Source organism: Alphaproteobacteria bacterium, assembly GCA_030740435.1.
Taxonomy (GTDB): domain Bacteria; phylum Pseudomonadota; class Alphaproteobacteria; order UBA2966; family UBA2966.
The window spans coordinates 1-15401 of the sequence record JASLXG010000029.1 but is presented as its reverse complement, the minus strand read 5'-3'; the positions used below and the strand labels follow the sequence as shown (position 1 = coordinate 15401).

Genomic DNA, 15401 nt, shown 5'->3' with positions numbered 1-15401 from the left:
GGAAGATGTCCCGCAGGGGACGCAAGGTGGAGGCGACGCCGTTTAGTGCCATGCCAGCGGTTCCGTACCGACTGCGTCACAGAGATTGGCGCGCCTCTTTCTGGCACCATCATGCAGCGGCCCCACAAGAAGGGCTTCCGGCAGGAAGCCTGGGCGCCGACTGCGGACAGAAGAACGGAGCCCCTGCAGGCATCACCGCGGAGACGGAAACAAAGGGCGTTCGGAGCTTGACATCAACCAACCGATTACAGAAGGCCGCAGCCGGCGGGGACAACGGCTGAGGGCCAAGGCACCCTTCGGACACTGGGGCACGCAGACCTTCATAGCCGGGCTGCGCTGTGACCGCCTCACCGCGCCCTGGGTGATCTCGGGGGCCATGAACAGGGCCGCCTTCGACACCTACATCGACACGCAGTTGGCGCCGACCCTTGGTCCCGGTGACGTCGTCATTCTCGACAATCTCTCTACACACAAGAGCGCCAAGGCCGCCGAGATCCTGGAAGAATGCGGCGCTCGGTTCCTCTTCCTGCCACAATACTCGCCCGACTTGAACCCCATCGAAAAAGCCTTCTCAAAGCTCAAGGCGCACCTGCGGGCCGCCGCCGCGCGCACCTTCGACGAGTTGTGGCAGTCCATCGGCGATATCTGCCTCCTCTTCGAGCCACAAGAGTGTAGGAACTACTTCATGGCAAGTGGTCATGCGTCCGATTAAACGCACGCCGCTCTAGCCGCTCGCGGCCTCTTCCAGCTTGAGCCGCGCCAGGTGCTTGAGCACGGGATGCACCACGTAATAGGTGGCGCCGGCCTGCGTATCTTGTTCGATGCTCTCGACGAAGCGGCCGGCGGCTCGCCAACTGCTCACCACCTCGGTCAGCAGGTGGGCGCGGATGGCGCTGTCGTAGTGGTAGTCGATGTCGACGTCGGGCGGCGGTGCCGGGTAGCGCCGGCGGGCGACGATGGTGCCGGTGTCGATGCCGGCCGACAGCACGATGGCCGAGACGCCCAGACTGCCCTCCGCGAGCAGGCTGTAATAGCTCGTGGTACTGCCGCGGTAGTCGGGCAGCCAGCCCGCATGATTGTGCAAAAGCGGCACGCCGATGGCCAGCAGCTGCTCTCCCACCAACTGGCCACCGAAGCCGGAAAAGATGATTAGATCGGCCGCCGCCTGGCGTACCGCCGTGACCACCTGGGGGGCGTTGATGCTTTCCGCCTCGATCTCGCTCAGCACCCCGCCCAACTGGCGGCAGCTCTCGTCGAGCGCCAGCGAGAGATCGGGCAGCAGGATGTCGCCGAGCCGCTCGCGGGGCCGCGACGGCGCGCCTCCCTGGCCTAGCTGTTTGCTGCCGGGCTTGTCGAAGATGATGCAAGCCTCGACCTCCAGCCCGCGCTCCGCCAGGGCCTGGGCATAGGCCTTCGAGCGCGCCGTGGCAGCCGCCAAAAACAGAATTCGCTGACTCAAAGGGCGACCCCGCTGGCGCCGGCCTGGGCCTTCACCAACTCGTTCTCGCGAGCGATCAACCGGGCCAGCCTGGCGCGCTGGGGCGGCTCGAAGCGGTGGGCCAGGCTGCACAGCGTATCCAGGCATTTGAGCAGCACGTTGAGGTAGCGCAGCCTGTCCCCGGCGGCGCCGGCCGTGCAGGCGGCCTCGAAGATCTCGCCGGCCCGCAGATAATGCGCCAGTGTCCCGTGGGCCTCGCGGTCGATGGCGCGGAAGTCGTCGTCGTAAGCGTCGTGAATGCGTTTGAAGATCTCGAAGCGGCGCACCAGTCGCTCGATCAGCCGCCAGCCCTGGGGATCGATGGCCGGCGTCCGGGCCGTGGCGGCGAAGGCGCTTTCGAGCAGTGCGGCGGTTTCTTGCAGCCCAGGCTCGCTGTCCGGGGCGGCGGCCGGCGGCGGCAGCGTGGCCGCCAGGCGCCGGCGTTCGGCCTGCCAGGCGGCGAGGAAGTCGCGGCCACCATAGGCGGCATAGAAATATGTGTTGGGCACGGCCAGCAGGTCGCCGCTGGCGTAGGGATAGGCCTTGTCGCTCATGCTCGGCGTGCTTCCAGCGCCGCCTCGATTTCGGCCGCAAGGACGTCGCTGTCACCGTCTTCCCGGCTGTTGTCGATCACCAGGTCGGCGCCTTCGGGCCGCGGAAAGGGGATGTCATGGCCGACCACGTTGGCGCTTTCGCCGCGCGGCGGCGTTTGGTAGACACCCTTGGCGTCACGCCGCTCGGCGACCTCCAGCGGCACGTCGACGAAGACCTCGAAGTAGTCGGAAAAGCGCCGCCGGTTTTCCGCCAGAACATCGGGAAAGATGCAGAGGATGCAGCAGACCACGTCGATGCCCTGGCCATCCAGCCAGGCGCAGAGCTCATAGATGCGCTCGGCGTTGGCACGGCGGCCTTCGACGGAATATGCCGACCGGTGCCGGTCGTGCTTGAATATGCGTCTGATCTCGTCGCCGTCTACCAACACGGTGGCGGCGTTCTGGCGTTTGCGCATCTCAAAAAGGCGGCGGCCGATCGTCGTTTTGCCGGCAGCCGACAGTCCCACCAACCAAATCACCATGACAAGAGGTTCCAGACTTCCGTTCCGCTGGACATGGGCTATATAGCAGATCCTCTCAGTCGGCAACCGGAGGACCGGGGGGCGGGCCGGGTGGATGGTTTTCCCGGCGCCGTTGCCAGTCCAGGGCCGAGCCGACGATGGCATCGAGGTCAGCGAAGCGCGGCTGCCAATCGAGCAGCCGGCCGATGCGTTCGGCCTTGGCCACCAGCACCGGCGGGTCGCCCGGCCGCCGCGCCGCCGTGTTCACCGGGAAGTTGCTGGCGGCCAGGCGCTTCACGGCGTTGACCACCTGGCGCACGCTGGCCCCCTCGCCATAGCCGCAGTTGAGCACCTGGGAAGCGCCGCCGGCCAGCAGATAATCGAGGGCCGCCAGATGGGCCGCCGCCACGTCGTCGACGTGCACGTAGTCGCGGATACAGGTGCCGTCGGGGGTGTCGTAATCGTCGCCGAAGATGGTCAGGCCGGGGCGCTTGCCCAGCGCCGCCTCGCAGGCCACGGTGATCAGGTGCCAGGGCTCGGGCGTGGCCTCGCCGAGGCGGCCCAGGGGATCGGCCCCGGCCACGTTGAAATAGCGCAACGAGAGCGTGGCCAGGCCGGCAGCGGCGCCCACGTCGGATATGATGCGCTCGGCCATGGCCTTGGAAGCACCATAAGGGCTGATCGGAGCCAGGGCGGCGCTTTCCTCCACCGGCAGCCTCTGGGGGGTGCCGTAGACCGCGGCCGAGGAGGAGAACACCAGCGCCCGCACCCCGGCTTGGCGGCAGCGCTGCAAGAACGCCAGGGTGCCCAGAACGTTGACCCGGTAATAGTCCTCGGGCCGCGCTGCCGAGGCCTCGACGCTCGAGAGCGCCGCCAGGTGGATGACCGCGTCGAAGCTCCGCGCGGCGAACAATTGCTCCAGCGCCGCCGAATCGGTGACGTCGCCCTGGACCAACTCGCCGGCCTTGACGGCCCAGGCGTTGCCGCTGGAGAGGTCGTCGAAACTCACCACATCATGGCCGGCGGCAGCCAGATGCAGGCCGATGTGGCTGCCGATATAGCCGGCGCCGCCGGTCAGCAGGACGCGCAGCGAGGAGCTCAGCTTTCCTCTCCCTCGGCCTCGATGGCTTGGCACAGCGCGTGGCCGATGGTGATGTGGGCCTCCTGGACGCGCGCCGTGACGCTGCTGGGCACCAGCAGCAGCGGCTCGGCCACGGCCAACATGTGGCCGCCGTCGCCGCCGGCCAGCCCGGCCGCCGTCAGGCCGCCGGCGCGAGCCGCCTCGAGCCCGGCGATAACGTTGGCGCTGTTGCCCGAAGTGCTGATGCCGATGGCCACGTCGCCGGCCCGGCCCAGGCCCTCGACCTGGCGCGCGAACAGGGCAGCGAAGCCGTAGTCATTGGCGATCGCCGTCAGGGCCGAACTGTCGGTGCTCAGCGCCAGCGCCGCCAGCGCGGCGCGCTCACGCTGGAAACGGCCGACCAGTTCGGCCGCGATGTGCTGCGCGTCGGCGGCGCTGCCGCCGTTGCCGAACAGCATGATCTTGCCGCCCGCGGCCAGCGCCTGGCGGCAGGCGGCGACCAGATGGGCGAAGGGCCGGGCGACGGCTTCCAGGGTCGCCGTCATGACTTGGCCATGTTCGGCGAACGCCGCCTCCAGGATATCGCTTTTGTCCACGACGCTGTCCTTGGGCCGGTCTTTGCAGGGTTGCACCGCTTTATAACCCCCGGCCGAGGCTTGGGGGAGACGTTTTTGCGCGCCCGCGGCTGTTGACAGGACCGACCTGAGGCCGCTTAATTGCTGCTGCCTCGTGACGTTGGTCGGCCGCTCTCAATGTATTGGCTTTATTTCGGGACGGGCGCTGCAGCACTGGCGGTTGCGCTTTCGGCCAATCGGCTGGGGCGGCTGCTGGGGGTCATAGATCGTCCCGACTCGATCCGCAAGACCCACCTCCACGACACGCCGCTGGTCGGTGGCATCGCCATCGTCGTGCCGCTGGTCGCGGCGGCGGTCTATTTCGGCCTGAACACGGATTTCACGCCCTTCTACGGGACCTTTGCCGCCGTCGTCGCCGGGCTCCTGGTACTCGGCTTTTTCGACGATCGCAAACACCGGCGGCCGTCGTGGCGCCTGGCCATTTCCGCCGCGCTGTGCCTGGCCGGGCTTTATGCCGTGCCGGTGCTGGAGGTCACTTTCCTGAGGTTCAGTTTCCTCGCCAAGCCGCTGTTCCTGGAAGGCTGGTCGCTGCTCTTCACCTTGCTCTGCCTGGTCGGTCTGCAGAACGCCGTAAACATGGCCGACGGCAAGAACGGCCTGGTGATGGGCTTGACCGTGCTCTGGCTGCTGCTGCTGATGGCCTATGCGCCGGCCCACCTGGTACCGCTGCTGACGGTGTTTACGATCTGCACCGCGGTGGTGCTGGTGTTCAATTTGCGGGGCCTATTGTTCCTCGGCGATTCGGGCGCCTATTCCATCTCCGTGGCGGTCGGGCTGCTGGCCATCTACTGCTATGGCATCGGCTTCGACAGGCTGACGGCCGACGTCGTGGCGCTGTGGTTCCTGATCCCGGTGATCGACTGCCTGCGGCTGATGATTTCGCGCCTCTTGAAGGGCCGTTCGCCGTTTTCCTCCGACCGCAACCACCTGCACCACATGATGCTCCTCCTGATGCCCTGGGAATGGGCGCTGGCGGTCTACCTCGCCCTGGTCGGCGTGCCCGCCGTGCTGGCCTTCGTGCTGCCGGGCTGGACCCTGGTTTGGGCATTGCTGGCGCTGACCAGCTACGCCATCTTCTTCCTGGCCAAGCTGCGCTCCTCGACGTCGCAACACCAGACCGTGCCTTAGGCCGGCAGAGCAGCCGCAGGCCGTAGCGATGGCTGGCGCTTCCGACAACCAGAGCGGCCCGCCGGGCGGCGGGCGGCGGCGCCTGGTCGACGCCATCGAAAGCCTCAGCGAGGGCGTGGCGCTCTATGACAGCGAAGATCGGCTGGTGCTCTCGAACCAGGCCTTTGCCGAGCTTTATCCGGCGGCCCGGCCCGGCGTCGGCCACCAGGATTTGCAGCGCGCCCTGATGACAAGCGGCGATTTGCTGGCCGACCAGGAAGGCACTGCCGAGGGCCGCGAATACCGCCGCGACGGGCGCTGCCTGCAGCTGGCCGAATACCGCACCAAAGGCGGCGGCCTCATCGCCGTGGTCACCGACATCACCGAGACCGAACGCAACCAGGCCGCCCAGCGCGCCCGCGACGAGACCAACCGGGCCATCATCGATACCGCCTTCGACGGCATCCTGACGATCGACGAGGGCGGCCTCGTCGACTTCGCCAACCCGGCCGCCGAGGAGATATTCGCCAGTCCCCCGGGCGGCCTCGCCGGCCTGGCCGTGGCCAGCCTGATCCCCGAGGACTTCGCCGCCGGTGTGCCGGCGCTGGGCCTCATCCACGAAAGCCGGGGCGTGCGCCGCGACGGCGGCGACATCCGCCTCGAGTTCGCCGTCAACGAGGCCACGCCGAGCTGGACCCTGCAGGAGCGCCGCGGTGCCGAGCGCCGCCTCTTCATCGCCACGCTGCGCGACGTGAGCCGGCGCCGCGAGCTCGAACAGCAGCTGCAGCAGGCCCAGAAGATGGAGGCCATCGGCGCCCTTTCCAGCGGCATCGCCCACGACTTCAACAACATCCTTTCCATCGTGCTGGGCTACGCCGGCCTCGAGCGCATGCGCCCGGGCCTCGACGGCGACAGCCGCGAGAACCTCGACATGGTGATGCAGGCCGGCCAGCGGGCCCGCGACCTGGTGCGCCAGATCCTCAGCTTCAGCCGGCGCAGCGAGCCCGTCCGGGCGCCGCTGGACGCCGCCACCATGGTCGCCGAGGTGGCCAAGCTGATGCGCTCGACGCTGCCCGCCACCATTGCCATCGAGGTGGCCTCGTTGCCGCCCCGGCAGGCGCTGGTCCTGGCCGATGCCAGCCAGATCCATCAGGTGCTGATGAACCTTTGCACCAACGCCGCCCAGGCCATGGCCGCGGCCGGCGGGGTGCTGGAACTGGCCCTCGAGCGCGTGGTCCTGGAGGCCGGCGATTTTCTGCGCATTGTGGTGCGCGACAGCGGCCCCGGCATGGACGCCGAGACCCGGGAGCGCGTCTTGGAGCCCTTTTTCACCACCAAGGCCGAGGGCCACGGTACCGGGCTCGGCCTGGCCGTGGTCCAGGGCATCGTCGAGGATCACGGCGGCCACATCGCGCTCGACAGCGAACCTGGCCGGGGCAGCGCCTTCGAGGTCGTGCTGCCGGCCTGGCAGGGCGAGGTGGCCGAACCTCTGGCCACCGCAGCCCTGCCCCCAGGCCAGGGCCGCATCCTGCTGGTCGACGACGAGGTCGCCGTGGTCGGCATGAGCGGCAAGCTTTTGCAGCGGCTGGGCTATGATGTAGTGGGCCAGACCTCGAGCCTGGAGGCGCTGGAGGTCTTCCGCGCCGACCCCCGGGGCTTCGACCTGGTGATCACCGACCAGACCATGCCGGGCCTCACGGGCGAGGCCCTGGTGGGCGAGATCAAGGCGCTGAGATCCGACGTCCCCATCATCATCTGCTCCGGCCTGGGCCAGCGGCTCTCGCCCGAGGCGATGCGTGGGCTCGGCATCGCCGGCAGCCTGGCCAAACCGGCCCTGGCCGACGAATTCGCCCGGGCCGTGCAAGAGGCCCTGGCCTGGCGGCCGGATGGCGACTGAAGGCGGCGCAGGGAAGCGTTGCCCAAGGCCCCATTTGGTCCTATGGTCGCCCGGCTTTTGGGGCGTGGCCAAGGGGTAAGGCACCGGGTTTTGGTCCCGGGATCGCAGGTTCGAATCCTGCCGCCCCAGCCAGATTTCCGATCGAAAAGCAGGTCATGAGCCGCTTTTCGATTATCAAAGCGCGGGTTCCAGTTTGAGCTTTTCGGCCGCGTCGGCGTGCAGGAGGTGCTTTTGCACTTTGCCTGTGGCGGTCATCGGCAAGGCGTCGAGGCGCTCAATCCGTTCGGGAAATTTCCGACCAGCCCAGGCGGGCTGCCGGGTTCAGAATCCCGGCGGGTAGTTGCGGCCGCCGCGCTCCAGCGTAATCCATCGGGTTTCGCTGAAGGTGTCGGTCGCCCAGCGCCCGCCATGGCGGCCGACACCGGAGGATTTGGCGCCGCCGAACGGCGCATGGGGCTCATCGTTGACCGACGAGCAATTGATGTGGCACATGCCGGTTTCCAGTTTCCGGGCAATCTCGAGGCCGCGGTATTCGTCCTTGGTGATGACGCCCGACGAGAGCCCGTATTCCGTATCGTTGGCGATGGCGATGGCCTGGTCGTCGGAGGCGAAGGGAATGACCGAGACCACCGGCCCGAAGGTCTCGTCGCGATAAAGCGTCATTTCCGGCGTCACGCCGGTCATGATGGTGGGCTCGACAAAGCGGCCTTCGACCTTGCCGCCGAGCACGATCTTGGCGCCCTTCTCCAGGGCGTCGTCGATCTGTCCCTTGACGCGGGCGGCCTGGCGGTCGTTGATCAAGGGGCCGATCACGTGGGACTTGTCCTTGTTGGGATCGCCCACCTTCAGCTTGGCGGCGCGTTTGGCGAAGCGCTCGAGAAATTCCGCCATGACCTTTTCCTGCACGATGATCTTCTCGACCGACATGCAGATCTGCCCTTGATGCATGAAACTGCCGAAGTTGGCGGCCCCGGTGGCCCGGTCCATGTCGGCATCGTCGCAGACGATCAAGGCGTCCTTGCCGCCCAACTCGACGCAGCACTTCTTGAGGTGCGCGCCTGCGCGCGCCGCGATGCCCCGTCCCACGGCGGTGGAGCCGGTGAAGGATATGCCCTTGACCAAGGGATTCTCGACCAGCTCCCGGCCGACGCCGGCGACCTTGTCCCGGGAACAGGTAACGACGTTGAGGACGCCGCCGGGAAGGCCTGCTTCCTCGAAAATCTCGGCGAAGACGAGGCCGCCGCAATATGGCGTTTCCTCCGAGGGCTTGAGCACTACCGTATTGCCGGCGGCGATGGCGAAAGCAATGCCGCGCGCGGTCAGCAGAGTGGGGAAGTTCCAGGGGCTGATGACCGATACCACACCCATCGGGCGGCGCATGGCCAGCGACAGTTTGCCGAACTCGGAGGGAATGACCTCGCCGATCGCGGCGTAGTTCGAGGCCGCCGCGGCGTAGAAGATCTCCGGCACGTAGCTGGCTTCGAACATGCCCTTGCCAAACCAGCCGCCGGCCTCTGCCTGCAGCGCCTTTACGATGTCCATCTTGCGCTTTTCGAATATCTCGGCGATCTTGAGCATGAAATGGGCGCGTTGATTGAAGGCCAGATCGGACCATTTCTCGAAGCCGTGGTGGGCCGCTTCTATGGCGCTGCGGACTTCCTCGAGGCCCACGTCGGGAACCTCGGCCCAAAGCGAATCGTCTGACGGATTGAGGTCGGCGAAGGTCTTGTCGATGGGCCACCAGCGGCCGCCGACATACATTTCTTTGAAAACCTGTTTCATGGCCCTGCCTTCACTGCTTTGGCAATTCCTTGCGGCCCGAGCGTAGCTCTTCGAGGTGCTCCGCTTGGCGGCGCTCCGCCCGCTCGATCAGTTTCTCGACACTGCCCCCGAGAATTTCGTCCGTCGGCGGATGCCGCAGCGAACTCGTTGCCGTCTGCCCCACCTCGCCAAGATAGGCCCGCAGCACCGCTTGGTCTTGGGCCAAGGCCTGTGCCGTGTCTTGGCCGGTAATCCGCCCGGTCTCCAGAAGATAGCCGCGATCGGCGATGGCCAGGCTTTGCTTGGCGTTTTGTTCGACCAGCAGAATGCCGACGCCGGAGCGGCGGATTTCTCCCAGCGCCTTGAACAGTTCCTTGCACAGCATAGGCGCCAGGCCCAACGAGGGCTCGTCCAGCATCAGGATGGAGGGCGCCGACATCATGGCCCGCCCTATCGCCACCATCTGCTGTTCGCCGCCGCTCATGGTCTGGGCGATTTGCCCGCGGCGCTCGGCGAGTTGGGGGAAAATAGTCAAGACGCGCTCCAGGTTGGCCGCTTCCCCGGCCCGGGCGCGACGGGGATAGGCGCCGAGCATCAGATTCTCCAGCACCGTCAACTCCCCGAACAGATCCCGACCTTCGGGCACCATCGCCAGGCCGGCCTCGACGATTTGGTGGGGATCCCAGTCCGAGATCGATCTGCCGTCCAACAGAACCTCGCTTTCGTCCTCATGCTCGACCAGGCCGGCAATGGTCTTCAACAGCGTGCTTTTGCCGGCTCCGTTGGCCCCAAGAATGACCACGATTTCGCCCGGCTCGATCCTGATCGAGACGCCGCTGAGGGCAAGATGGGGGCCGTAATGAAGCGAAAGGTCCCGGCACTCAAGCATCGTCGTCTCCCAGATAGGCGCGCACGACTTCGGCGTCGGCGAGCACCTCTTCGGGCGGGCCTTCGGCGATCTTGGCGCCGCTGTTCATCACGACGCAGCGGTCGCAGAGGCTGCGTACGGCATCCATGTAGTGTTCGACGACGACCACCGTGCGGCCCTCGAAGCGCAAGCCGCTGACCAGTTTTATGCCGATTTTCATCTCCGAGGGATTGAGACCGGCAAGCCACTCGTCGAGCAACAGGAGTTTGGGATCCGAGATCAGCGCCCGCGCCAGCTCGACGCGCTTTTGGTCGATGTAGGTAAGGGCCGCCACCGGCATCTCCGCCTTGCCGCTTAAGCCCATCTGTTCGACCAGGTATTGGGCGCGGCGGTGCAATTTCGCAGCCCAATAGCGGCGGTGGCCGAAGACCCCGCCGGCGGCGACGTTCTCCAGCACCGTCATGCCCGGCAGCATGCGCACCAGCTGAAAGGTGCGGGCCACGCCGTGGCGGGCGATGCGGTTCGGCGAGCGGCCGGAAATCTCCCGGCCGAACAGCGCGACCTGGCCCGAGCTTGGTTTCAGGGCGCCCGATATCAGATTCAGCATGGTCGTCTTGCCCGACCCGTTGGGACCGATCAGGCCCAGGACTTCCCGCTCCCCGACGTCGAACGACATGCCATCGACGGCGACCAGGCCGCCAAAATTCTTGCTGACGTTGCGAATGGAGAGGGCGGCTGATCCGACCACGGTCAGGCCCGCCACATGCGATATTTGGCCCAGTATTTCTCGGCCAACCCGACGAAGCCGTGGGGGATGACGTAGACGATCAACAAAAAGGCGATGCCGAGCATCAAGGCGGTTTGATTGGGAAACTTCGCCGTGATCAGGTCCCAGGCCAAGGTAAACGGGATGACCCCGAAAAGCGGCCCCCAGAGACGATGCGCCCCGCCGATCAGCGCCATGATGACGACCAGGAAGGACAGCATCGGACTGAAGGCGATGGTGGGCTCGATATAGGTCCAGCGCGGTGCCAGGATGGCGCCGGTGACGGCGGCAATGGTTCCCGAAATCATGAACAGGAAAACCTTGGTGAGCGCCGTGTTGATGCCGCTATGGGTTGCCACGACCTCGTCGTTGCCGATGATCCGCAAGGCGAAACCCAGGCGCGACCGGTTTATCCACCAGCCGATAAGATAGACGAACGCCGCCAGCACCAGCAGTTGCCAGTAGATCATTTTCTCGTCGACGTCGGTCAGCACGTAAAGCCCGCTGCTGGTGCCCAGCGTGGTCTGGCCCCAGGTCATGAGCTGGCGAATCAGCTCGGCGAGGCCAAGGGTGAAAATGACGAAGTAGACGCCCGACAGCCGCAATGTCGCCAGCCCCACCAGAGCGGCGAGCAGGGCGCCAACCAAGGCGGCGATGCCGACCAGAGCGGCAAAGGGCAGCATTTCGAGACCACCGCCGACGACATACATGCCGAGCCCGAAAAAGGCCGCCGTGGCCAGCGAAATATAGTGGGTCGGACCGGAAAACAGGGTCCATGACGTGGACAGCACCGTGTACATGGCAATGGTGACGCCGAGCGACAGGCCATAGCCGCTATCGACAAAAGGCAAACAGGCCGCCGCGCCGAACAGCACGATAGCGGCCAGAAGCCCGTATGATTCCCGCCGCGTCATGCCGCACGACGGCCGAAAAGGCCTTCGGGTTTGAACAACAGAACCAGGATGAACAACAGGTAGGCGGCGGCCAGCGTCAGGCCGGGATCGACCAGGCTGGCGACCGCCGTTTCCGTGAAGCCGAGAACGAAAGCCGCGATGATGGCGCCGCGCACGTCCCTGACGCCGCCCATGATGACGATGACCAGGGCCTTCATGGTGAAGATGACGCCGACCGAGGCGTCGAAGGTCAGAAACATGCTGAGCAGCGCGCCCCCCGAGGCCGTCACCGCGCCGCCCAGCGCGAAGGCCAGGGCCGAGGCGCGCGGCACGTTGATGCCGACCAACCCGGCGGCCTCGGCATTGACCGATAGCGCCCGAAGCGTGAGCCCGGAGCGCGATCGATTGAGCCAAAGGTAGAGACACAGACAAAGCGCGGTGGCGAACAGGAAGGCGACGATGCGGTTCAGCTCATAAGGCTGGTCCAGAATCTCGAAGGGTATTTCGAGGTAGGAATAGCTGAAATACTCACCGCCGAAGGCGGCCAGCATGAGGCCCACCAGAATGAAACTCTGGCCGAAGGTGGAAAGAATGCTGTCCACCTCCAGTTGCCCCTCGGACTTGGCGCGTTTGACCAAGGGGCGCATCAAGATCTTGTAGATCAGCCAATTGGCGGCAAAGGCCAGCGGTGCCACGACGGCGATCGACAGGATGGGGCTCAAGCCGGCGCTGGTGTAAATCCAGAAGGCCGCGAACGAGCCCACCACCAGCATCTCGCCATTGGCCAGATTCATGATCCGGGCAACGCCGTACTGCAGCTGCAAGCCCATCGCCATGAGCGCATAGGCGCCGCCCAACAGCCCGCCGATGATGATGATATCCACGACGGCCGCAACCTATACCGTGAAGCCCCGATGCCGCCTCAGGGGCGGCACCGGGAGCCTGCGAAGGGGCTTACCAGGCCGATTTCAGATTTACCGATTTGGCGCCGGGACGGCCCGTCGAACTGACACCGTAGAACTTTCCGCCCTGCCATTGACCGACCGTCCAGAATTTCTCGTTGTTCTGGTTCTTGAAATCGATCGGCCCGATGACGGTCGCGAAGGTGTTGTTCTTGATATGCTCGATGACCGCCTTGCGATCGGTCGAACCGACGGCCTCGATGGCGCTTTCGAGTATCTGGAAGGTCGCATAGACCATGCCGCTGGCCCAGTAGTCGGGTGTCTTGCCGGTGGCCTTCTTGTGGGCCGCGAAGTAGGCCTTCATCTCGGGCGTATCGGGATCGATGCCGCCGGCGCCCAGGATGCCTTCCGCCGCTTTGCCGAACTTGCCGCCGAAGGCGGGAAAGGCCGTGGCCACCGCCGTATAGAAGGCCTTGACGTTTAGTCCCTGCACCTTCGCCTGGGCCGTCAGGCCGAAGGTATCGGGCGGGTAGGACCAGGCCACGAAGGCATCCGGGTTGGCCGCCTTGGCGCCGCGTACCACCGGCGAGAGATCGGGCGAACCCAGGGGATAGGATTTGTCGTAGACGATTTCGAATCCGGCCTGCTTGAAAATCGGCCGCGCCGCGTTGGCCAGTTCGATGCCGAAAGCGTCCGCCACATTGACCATGGCCACCCGCTTGCCGATCCGGCCGCTATCGCGCAGACCCTTCAAGACCTCGGCCACGGAGCCGGCAAAGGCGGTGGTGGTGCCCAGCGTGAAGAAAATATTGTCGTAGCGCTGGGTCAGGGTTTCGACCTTGTCGGTGATGGCCGTGTGGGTAATCAGCGGGTAGTTGTGCTTGGCGAAAATCGGCGCCGTCGCCAGATTGAATCCGGTGCCATAAGGCGCCAGGATGAAGTCCACCTTGTCCTGGGTGGCCAGGCGCTGGATATTCTTGATGGCCTCGCCCGGATTGGTCCGGTCGTCGTATTCGATCAGTTCGATCTTGGCCGGTCCGCTCTTCAGCTTCAGCCCGCCACGGGCGTTGACCTCTTGCACCCAGAGCTTGACGTTGGGCCAATAGGTGACGGTCGAGCCGCCGGCCAGCGGTCCGGTTTTCGGCGCCGAGGCGCCGATCTTGACCGTCTCCGCCGATACAGCAGTGGCGGCCAGGGTCATGGCGCCGAGCGTCGCGGCGGAAAGAATAATTCGCTTCATTTTTTTGCTTAACATGAATTGGTCCTCCCCAAGTGATGGCTCGCACGATGCCAATGCATCGTCGTCGAGCCGACTGACGAAACGGCTTTTTTTTGTTCAGGTTCGCCGCACAGTCAAGACAATGCCGCCAGCAAGTCCGACATTCAAGCGCGTTTTGGCCCAGGGGAGCTCAGCCGCCGGCCTTCAACCAGGCCTCCTTGTCGAAGGCGACGTGGTCGCCGAAGAAGTGGACGACCCGGTCGAGCTTGTCCAGGTCCGCGATGCGATAGACCTTGCTGGGCGTAAGCAACGTCTCGCTCTCGGCACAGGCCGCGACCCAGGCCTCGGCCGTCTGCAAGGTACTTTGGCGCTGCACCACGTCCCAGATGTAATAGTGGTGCGGGATGATGACGCGGGGGCCGAGGCGCTCGACGATGTGGGCCGTGTGAACGTGGCCCATGACGTGCTGCGAGGCGTCGACGGGCAAAAGCGCTATGTCGATGTGGCCCAGCGCCCGCCAGATATCGTCCGGCGGATCGTGGCGGTTGTCGCCCCAATGGACGATCCTTAAGCCCCCCGTCTCGACGACGATCAGGCAGTGGTCCCAGGAGCGCGGATTGTCGGGCGGCTCGATGTCGGCGCCGTGGATGAGCTTGTGGATTTTCTTGAAGTCGTAGATGGCGCAACTTGAATCGGTGGCATGCTTGTCGGCCAAGCCGGTGATGGTCAGGTCGCCGAACTTGTACATGCCGATCAGGCGGTCCAGCAGCACGTGGACGTCCAGGCGGTGCAGCGCGTCGTGGTCGAAATGCGCGTGGGTAGACGTGCCCACGTCGACGGCGGTGATGGGAAAGTCGTGGAAATACCAGTCCCAGGTCCGCGAGGGGTGGTTGCGCCAGGGATCGATCATGACGCTCACCCCCCGAGGGGACGTGATGCGGAAGGCGGACGAGCCGAAATAGGCGATCTCGACCGGGCCGTCCCGGGGCGGCGAGGTGTCGGCCTGCAGCTCGATCATGCGGTTGTGGTTCGACGTCATCTGCCAGACGTTGAGACCTGTGTCGATGTCGACCATGGCGGTTCCCGGGCCGGAACCTAGAGTATTTCAAGATTGCATTGAATCGGATGTGCTGATTCACTGGTGTCTCCACATGATGTTGTGTTCGTATCAAAGGAGGCTACCAGATGGGGTGCAGTCATCCTCTCGCTCTTCGGTCTCGGATCATCGCTGCGGTGCAGGCTGGGGCGTCGGCCCGGGGCGCGGCGCGTCGCTTTGCGGTGAGTCCGTCGAGTTCGATCAATTTGGTTCGGCGCTGGCGCCAGACGGGGAGTTGGGCGCCGGGGCAGGTTGGCGGACAGAAAAAGCGGAAGCTGGCGGGTTGGGAGGACTGGCTGCACGCGGTTATGGCGTCGGAGCCTGACATCACGCTGGCCGAGCTTAAGAAACGGCTGTTCAGCGAAGGTCTTGAGATTTCTCAGCAGGCCATCAACACGACGCTGCAGGCGCTTGGTTACAGCTATAAAAAAAACTCATCGGGCGGCGGAACAAGAGCGCGCCGATGTGGCGCAAAAGCGTGAGCATTGGCAGCGATGCCAACCTTGGCTCGCCCCGGAACGTCTTGTTTTCATTGACGAAACCGGCGCCAAAACGAACATGACCCGGCTGCGTGGTCGTGCCCGGCGCGGCCAACGCCTGCTGGCGACGGTGCCATGGGGACATTGGAAGACGACGACCTTTGTC

Annotated in this window: 15 protein-coding genes, 1 tRNA gene and 2 pseudogenes; 6 read left to right on the top strand and 12 right to left on the bottom strand. The window is 65.3% G+C overall.

The annotated features are described in order from the left end of the window. Positions 1 to 253: 253 nt before the first annotated feature. Positions 254 to 712: pseudogene (locus QGG75_03305) on the top strand (IS630 family transposase). Positions 713 to 724: 12 nt separating this feature from the next. Here QGG75_03305 and QGG75_03300 read toward each other — a convergent pair. Genes QGG75_03300 through QGG75_03280 form a run of 5 tightly spaced genes read right to left on the bottom strand, consistent with a single transcriptional unit; the run spans position 725 to position 4208 of the window. Next, complete coding sequence (locus QGG75_03300; GenBank protein MDP6066269.1) at positions 725 to 1459, bottom strand: formyltransferase family protein; 735 nt, start codon at positions 1457 to 1459, stop codon at positions 725 to 727. Next, the gene (locus QGG75_03295; GenBank protein MDP6066268.1) at positions 1456 to 2031 is read right to left on the bottom strand and encodes a hypothetical protein; all 576 of its coding nucleotides are present in this window, start codon (positions 2029 to 2031) and stop codon (positions 1456 to 1458) included. Before QGG75_03295 ends, QGG75_03300 begins: the two co-directional genes overlap by 4 nt. Then, a complete protein-coding gene (locus QGG75_03290) occupies positions 2028 to 2552 on the bottom strand; it encodes an adenylyl-sulfate kinase (protein MDP6066267.1) in 525 nt (174 codons plus the stop codon). Before QGG75_03290 ends, QGG75_03295 begins: the two co-directional genes overlap by 4 nt. Positions 2553 to 2607: 55 nt before the next feature. Further along, entirely contained in the window at positions 2608 to 3621 is a 1014-nt protein-coding gene (galE, locus tag QGG75_03285) for a UDP-glucose 4-epimerase GalE (GenBank protein ID MDP6066266.1), read from the bottom strand. 8 nt (positions 3622 to 3629) lie between these two features. Continuing rightward, positions 3630 to 4208, bottom strand: coding sequence for an SIS domain-containing protein (locus QGG75_03280; protein MDP6066265.1), 579 nt, complete (start codon positions 4206 to 4208; stop codon positions 3630 to 3632). 156 nt (positions 4209 to 4364) lie between these two features. On the opposite strand from QGG75_03280, the gene QGG75_03275 reads away from it, so the two are divergent. From QGG75_03275 to QGG75_03265, 3 genes are all read left to right on the top strand, one after another. Next, complete coding sequence (locus tag QGG75_03275; protein ID MDP6066264.1) at positions 4365 to 5375, top strand: MraY family glycosyltransferase; 1011 nt, start codon at positions 4365 to 4367, stop codon at positions 5373 to 5375. Between the two features lie 28 nt (positions 5376 to 5403). Beyond that, positions 5404 to 7251 carry an ATP-binding protein gene (locus QGG75_03270; protein ID MDP6066263.1) on the top strand — a complete coding sequence of 616 codons (1848 nt, stop codon included), beginning with the start codon at positions 5404 to 5406 and terminating at the stop codon, positions 7249 to 7251. Between the two features lie 58 nt (positions 7252 to 7309). Then, positions 7310 to 7383 (top strand) — tRNA-Gln (locus QGG75_03265). 189 nt (positions 7384 to 7572) lie between these two features. On the opposite strand, the gene QGG75_03260 is transcribed toward QGG75_03265, so the two are convergent. From QGG75_03260 to QGG75_03230, 7 genes and pseudogenes are all read right to left on the bottom strand, one after another. Continuing rightward, positions 7573 to 9033, bottom strand: a complete 1461-nt coding sequence (locus QGG75_03260; protein ID MDP6066262.1) for an aldehyde dehydrogenase family protein — start codon at positions 9031 to 9033, stop codon at positions 7573 to 7575. 166 nt (positions 9034 to 9199) lie between these two features. Beyond that, positions 9200 to 9901 (bottom strand): annotated as a pseudogene (locus tag QGG75_03255) (ABC transporter ATP-binding protein). Further along, on the bottom strand, positions 9894 to 10628 hold the full coding sequence (locus QGG75_03250) for an ABC transporter ATP-binding protein (GenBank protein ID MDP6066261.1): 735 nt from the start codon (positions 10626 to 10628) through the stop codon (positions 9894 to 9896). The pseudogene QGG75_03255 and the gene QGG75_03250 overlap by 8 nt, the downstream one beginning before the upstream one ends. A gap of 2 nt (positions 10629 to 10630) precedes the next feature. Further along, the gene (locus QGG75_03245; GenBank protein ID MDP6066260.1) at positions 10631 to 11560 is read right to left on the bottom strand and encodes a branched-chain amino acid ABC transporter permease; all 930 of its coding nucleotides are present in this window, start codon (positions 11558 to 11560) and stop codon (positions 10631 to 10633) included. Continuing rightward, the gene (locus QGG75_03240) at positions 11557 to 12423 is read right to left on the bottom strand and encodes a branched-chain amino acid ABC transporter permease (protein MDP6066259.1); all 867 of its coding nucleotides are present in this window, start codon (positions 12421 to 12423) and stop codon (positions 11557 to 11559) included. Before QGG75_03240 ends, QGG75_03245 begins: the two co-directional genes overlap by 4 nt. Positions 12424 to 12493: 70 nt before the next feature. Continuing rightward, positions 12494 to 13696, bottom strand: coding sequence for an amino acid ABC transporter substrate-binding protein (locus QGG75_03235; protein ID MDP6066258.1), 1203 nt, complete (start codon positions 13694 to 13696; stop codon positions 12494 to 12496). Positions 13697 to 13850: 154 nt separating this feature from the next. Next, the gene (locus QGG75_03230; GenBank protein ID MDP6066257.1) at positions 13851 to 14735 is read right to left on the bottom strand and encodes an MBL fold metallo-hydrolase; all 885 of its coding nucleotides are present in this window, start codon (positions 14733 to 14735) and stop codon (positions 13851 to 13853) included. A gap of 110 nt (positions 14736 to 14845) precedes the next feature. On the opposite strand from QGG75_03230, the gene QGG75_03225 reads away from it, so the two are divergent. Further along, a complete protein-coding gene (locus QGG75_03225) occupies positions 14846 to 15238 on the top strand; it encodes a transposase (GenBank protein ID MDP6066256.1) in 393 nt (130 codons plus the stop codon). Further along, positions 15222 to 15401: IS630 family transposase (locus QGG75_03220; protein ID MDP6066255.1), on the top strand; the 180-nt coding region annotated here is incomplete at its 3' end. The genes QGG75_03225 and QGG75_03220, both read left to right, overlap by 17 nt.